The sequence below is a fragment of the Halobacillus sp. BBL2006 genome, from assembly GCF_000786645.1.
Lineage (GTDB): Bacteria > Bacillota > Bacilli > Bacillales > Halobacillaceae > Halobacillus.
Genome location: NZ_JRNX01000750.1, coordinates 1 through 1,404, shown reverse-complemented (window position 1 = coordinate 1,404; position 1,404 = coordinate 1). Strand labels below are relative to the sequence as shown.

Below are 1,404 nucleotides of genomic sequence, written 5' to 3'. Positions count from 1 at the left end.
AAAACAAAAATGAAAGAAGATACTTTAAATGGAAATGCGATGGATAGTTACAACGATGAAGGTTTAGACGGGCAAGTTGGTTACGTACGTTTCAAAAAAGATCAGCTTGATCAAAGCAAAGAAAAAAACCGCCAAATAAAAGTAAACCGTGAACAAATGGCAGACATGATCTCAAGAATGATTCTCCGTTACGATGGCTTTGAGGACGTTGCCACACTTGTAACGGACAATGAAGTTTTAGTCGCTTACCAGAAACCAGAGAACCACTCTCGTGAACAAGCTGCAGATATGGTTCAGAAGACAGCCTATTCACTCGTGCCAAGCTTTTACCACGTTTATGTTTCAGATGACCCATCTGCCTTTGGAGACATCCAAAGCGTCAGTACTTCTACTGTTTACGACGAGCAATATGAAGAAGTTATTGATAGCATCGTTAAGAAAATTAAAAAATCGCCACAAGGGAAAGTGCCTCAGGATAGCATGAATCAGCCAGATGTGGGTCCTAACATGAATGGTAACACTGACGCACAACCTTGATTTCATCTGCCTTTCATTTCCAAACATAACAGCTTTCAAGTTGTTAAAGCTAAACGTATCAAATACTTCGTAGGTGAAATCAATGAAATTTATAGGATTACTCTTTATCATCATCGTAACTCTCTTTTCCTTTTCAGGGGATAAAGCTTTTGCAGATGAAGAAAGCAAAGCAAGAATGGCCCTTTATCAAAAGACCTCTGCTCTTACTGATATTCCTTGGGAATATATCGCTGCAATCGACCAATTCGAGAGACAGATTCACGACGATCCAAAAGAAGGACGTGTGACGGCGATTGAAATAGATCCACTATTCTGGACAGGCAGCGCGGGAGAAATGCCCGCAGATTTCTTTCCTGCAGGATGGGGAGCAGATGGTAGTGGAGATAAAAAAGCTGAAATTAAAAACGATGAAGATATCCTTTGGGCAATGGGAAATTATATCAAGTCCTTTGGAACAACAGAAGACGATATTAAAATTGCTTTATGGAATTATTATAAACGTGACCTTACTGTTCAGACCATTATAAACACGGCAGAGGTCTTTAGAAAATTCCAGACGGTATCATTAACCAATCGGGACTTTCCCCTTCCTCTACAAGCCAACTATAGTTATCGCAGTACCTGGGGGGACGCAAGGGGATTCGGTGGACGACGAATTCATGAGGGAACAGACATTTTTGCAAATTATGGTGTTCCTGTTAAATCCACGACATATGGCGTAATTGAAATGAAGGGATGGAACACTTATGGAGGATGGCGTATAGGCATCCGTGACATCTTTAACATTTACCATTATTACGCCCATCTTCAAAGCTTTGGTGATGTGAAAGTTGGCGATGTCGTCCAGCCCGGTGATGTCATCGGCGC

The 1,404-nt window shown here is 41.2% G+C and carries 2 protein-coding genes; both read left to right on the top strand.

Annotation, left to right across the window (positions count from 1 at the left end):
• The coding region (locus tag LD39_RS19270; RefSeq protein ID WP_052158961.1) for a YhcN/YlaJ family sporulation lipoprotein at nt 1–537 on the top strand (537 nt) is incomplete at its 5' end.
• Nucleotides 538–619: 82 nt separating this feature from the next.
• Nucleotides 620–1,404, top strand: a 785-nt coding sequence (locus LD39_RS19265) for a M23 family metallopeptidase (protein ID WP_035552019.1), incomplete at its 3' end; no start/stop codon positions are given.